Raw genomic sequence first — 3,445 nt, 5'->3', positions numbered from 1 at the left:
CGGGCCGCGCACCGGCGGGCCGTCGAGGGCGCCGTCGAGGCGGACGGCGCTGCCCCCGGCGGACGGGACGACGGTGCACCACAGCCCGACGGTGATGCCCATCGGGCCCTCGCCGCGGAGTTCGAACCCGCCCTCGTCCGCGTTCTCGACGCTCCACCGCACCTGGACGGGGATGTCCATCAGCTTCATCTGCTGGACGAACTCGCCGCCGGTGGTGAGTCGCTCGGCCCGCTCGCCGCGCCAGGACAGGTGGAAGGTCAGCCACTCGTGGGTGCGCTCGGTGTCGGTCACCATGTCGAGGACCGCAGCGGTCGGCGCGTCGATGGTCCGCGCGGCGTCGACGTGCCGGGCGTAACCGGCGATCCCGTCGGGGGCGGGAACCGTCTCGTCGGTGGCGGCGGTTGTGCCGCCGATGCCCGGGATGACGCGCGAGGCGAGGTCCTCCAGGGTGGCAGTGGCGGTCCGGGCCAGCACGGGTGCGAGCGTGCGACCTGTGTCGACTAGTCCGCGCAAGCGCGAGGGCGTGGGCATGGTTCCAACTTTCCGTCTGATCGGACTGTTTCCTGGATCATGCCGACCGAGCGGTGCGGTGAGCAAGTCGTTCCCTCAGGAGCGCGCGAGTAGGGTCACGGCCATGCCCTCTCCTCGCCGCCCGAAGCAGGAACGGTCCGTCGCGACCCGGGCGAAGATCCTCGAGGCCGCCTACGGGAGCTTGATCGAACGCGGATACGGTGCGACGACCGTGGGGGAAGTGCAGAACCGCGCCGGGGTCGCCCGGGGGACGTTGCTGCACCATTTCCCCACGCGCGGCGCCCTCATGGCCGGCGTGGTGGAGGACATCATCGAGCGGCGTCTGAGGGTGTTGACCTCGGTGGAGACGGACGGAGGGGACGACGACAACGCCGCCGGCAACGACGGTAACGACGACAACGCTGCTGGCAACGATGTAAACGACGCCGACAACGCCGCCCGCGATCGCGCCCATTCCGCCGCGAGCTGGGACGACATCGTGGACCTCGTCTGGGAGGAGCTGCAGGGTCCTCCGTTCACCGCGGCGCTCGAGCTCTGGGTCGCGTCACGGACGGATCCTGACCTGCGGCAGGCGCTGATCCCGCTGCAGGAACGCATCTTCGGCACGGTCCACCGCAATGTCACGCGCCTGGCGGGCGACGACCATCCTCGTGCGCCGATGCTCGTGCAGTTCACGATCGACCTGCTCACGGGGGCACATCTCGCCGGGACCCTGGAGCCCAGGGTCGGCTCGGCGGCCGTGGTCCGGGCCTGGAAGGTGGCCGTGCGCGAGCTCGCGGCACACGGCTGACAGTTGCCCGTGGTCCTGACGACTAGCGCAATCGGATCGGAAATGTCTTCGTCCGCCTGACCGCGCGGTCGCGCCGCGCGCTCAGGGACACCCGGTGCGGGTCGGCGAGAAAGGAGTCGAGTCCGGCCGCGGAGTCGAAGTGGATCAGTTGGATTTCATCCGGTGCCCCGTCGTCGCCGGTGCCGTACGCGCGTTGGACCACCCGGCCGCTGTGCTGCGGCAGCAGAGCCAGTACGTCGTCCTCGTACGCGGACAGTTCGTGTCCCATGCCCTCGTGTGCCCAGAGCAGGCAGCAGAGGGTGACCTCGTCGTCCGTCTCGTTCACCTCGTGGAGCCTACGCGCGCGGTCCGGGAGGTCGCGTGCACCAGGAAGGCACGCCCAATGAGGTGATCCACGACATAGGGTGGACAGGTGTCTGGTCGCCGACCCATCGCGGCCGGCCCGCTGATCCTGACGATTGGAGATCCTCCGTGACAACTTCACTGGACCGCGACGCCCTGCTCATCGGTACGACGTGGCAGGCACCTGCCACCGATTCGGTCATCGAGGTGATCAGCCCCCACTCCGAAGAGGTCGTGGCCCGCGTCCCCGAGGGGTCGACCGCGGACATCGACGCGGCCGTCGCGGCCGCCCGCGAGGCCTTCGACCACGGACCGTGGCCTCGGATGAGCCCCGACGAGCGCATCGAGGTGGTGCAGAAGCTGTCCGGGCTGTACGCGGCCAAGCTGGACGAGATGGCCACCGTCATATCCACGGAGATGGGCTCGCCGATCTCGTTCAGCACCCTCGCCCAGGCTCCCGCACCGTGGATGCAGATCGAGGCGTTCCTGGGGATCGCCCGCGAGTTCCCGTGGGAGGACGTGCGCCCGGGCGTGCTCGGCGGTGAGGTCATGGTGCGCCACGAGCCAGTGGGTGTGGTGGCGGCCATCCCGCCGTGGAACGTCCCACAGTTCACCGTCCTGTCCAAGGTCATCCCGGCACTGCTCACCGGTTGCACGGTCGTCGTCAAGCCCGCACCCGAGACGCCGCTGGACACCTATCTGCTCGCGGACCTGCTCATCGAGGCCGGAGTCCCCGAGGGAGTGGTGAGCATCGTCGCCGGCGGCCGCGAGGTGGGGGAGCACCTGGTGCGCCACCCCGGGATCGACAAGGTGGCATTCACGGGATCCACCGCGGCCGGTCGAAAGATCGGGGCAATCTGCGGCGAGCAGCTCAAACGGTGCTCGCTCGAGCTCGGCGGCAAATCCGCGGCGATCGTGCTCGACGACGCCGACCTGACCAGCGTCGTCGAGGGGATGAAGTTCCTCGGCGTGATGAACTCCGGCCAGGCGTGCGTAGCCCAGACCCGCATCCTCGTCAGCCGCGATCGGCACGACGAGGTGGCCGAGGCACTCGCCGAAGGCATCGGCTCGATGGTTGTGGGCGATCCGCTCGACCCGGCCACCGAGATCGGCCCGATGGTCGCCAAGCGCCAGCAGGAGCGGGTCAGCTCCTACATCGAGATCGGCCAGCAGGAGGGCGCCCGCCTGCTCACCGGCGGCACCGACCGGCCCGACGGACTGGACACCGGTTGGTATGTCCGCCCGACGGTGTTCGCCGGCGTAGACAACTCGATGCGCATCGCACGCGAGGAGATCTTCGGCCCGGTCCTTTCGGTCATCGCCTACGACGACGTGGACGATGCCGTGCGGATTGCCAACGATTCCGACTACGGCCTGGCCGGCACCGTGTGGACCGCCGATCGCGACGCCGGACTGGACGTGGCGCGGCGGGTGCGCACCGGCACCTACGGCGTCAACACGTACACGATGGATTTCGCCGCCCCGTTCGGCGGCTTCAAGGCCTCGGGTGTGGGCCGCGAGTTCGGTCCAGAGGGGCTGTCGCAGTACACCGAGCTCAAGGCCGTTTACCTCGGTGAGTCCGCCGCGGGCGCCGAGGGGTGACGAGCCGGACCATGACGGACGACGCCGCGGCCCGAGCCGCCGGGATTCTCGAGGTGCACGACGCCGACCGCGTCCGCACGCTCACCATGAACCGCCCCGATGCGCTCAACGCCTTCAACGGCGCCCTCTACAGGGAGTTGGCGGCGGCGCTGTATGCGGCAGATGAGGACCCGGGCGTCG

At 69.6% G+C, this 3,445-nt stretch carries 4 protein-coding genes and 1 pseudogene; 3 read left to right on the top strand and 2 right to left on the bottom strand.

Annotation, left to right across the window (positions count from 1 at the left end; all coding sequences use genetic code 11):
• Window positions 1–531: SRPBCC family protein (locus tag G6016_RS15510; protein ID WP_206682326.1), on the bottom strand; the 531-nt coding region annotated here is incomplete at its 3' end.
• A 103-nt stretch (window positions 532–634) separates the two neighbouring features.
• On the opposite strand from G6016_RS15510, the gene G6016_RS17015 reads away from it, so the two are divergent.
• The gene (locus tag G6016_RS17015) at window positions 635–1,321 is read left to right on the top strand and encodes a TetR/AcrR family transcriptional regulator (protein ID WP_206682325.1); all 687 of its coding nucleotides are present in this window, start codon (window positions 635–637) and stop codon (window positions 1,319–1,321) included.
• Window positions 1,322–1,343: 22 nt separating this feature from the next.
• On the opposite strand, the gene G6016_RS15495 is transcribed toward G6016_RS17015, so the two are convergent.
• Window positions 1,344–1,646, bottom strand: coding sequence for a hypothetical protein (locus G6016_RS15495; protein WP_338403640.1), 303 nt, complete (start codon window positions 1,644–1,646; stop codon window positions 1,344–1,346).
• A gap of 146 nt (window positions 1,647–1,792) precedes the next feature.
• On the opposite strand from G6016_RS15495, the gene G6016_RS15490 reads away from it, so the two are divergent.
• Window positions 1,793–3,265 carry an aldehyde dehydrogenase gene (locus tag G6016_RS15490; protein ID WP_182633502.1) on the top strand — a complete coding sequence of 491 codons (1,473 nt, stop codon included), beginning with the start codon at window positions 1,793–1,795 and terminating at the stop codon, window positions 3,263–3,265.
• An 11-nt stretch (window positions 3,266–3,276) separates the two neighbouring features.
• Window positions 3,277–3,445, top strand: a pseudogene (locus tag G6016_RS17390) (enoyl-CoA hydratase/isomerase family protein); the annotation flags it as partial.

The organism is Dietzia aerolata (genome assembly GCF_014144865.1).
Classification (GTDB): Bacteria; Actinomycetota; Actinomycetes; order Mycobacteriales; family Mycobacteriaceae; genus Dietzia; species Dietzia aerolata.
Note: the sequence above shows the minus strand (reverse complement) of the source record. Positions and strands in the feature narration are given on the sequence as shown.

Excerpts from the sequence above, each read along its gene's own strand:
- G6016_RS17015 (WP_206682325.1), top strand. The coding sequence starts at position 635 with ATGCCCTCTCCTCGCCGCCCGAAGCAGGAACGGTCCGTCGCGACCCGG.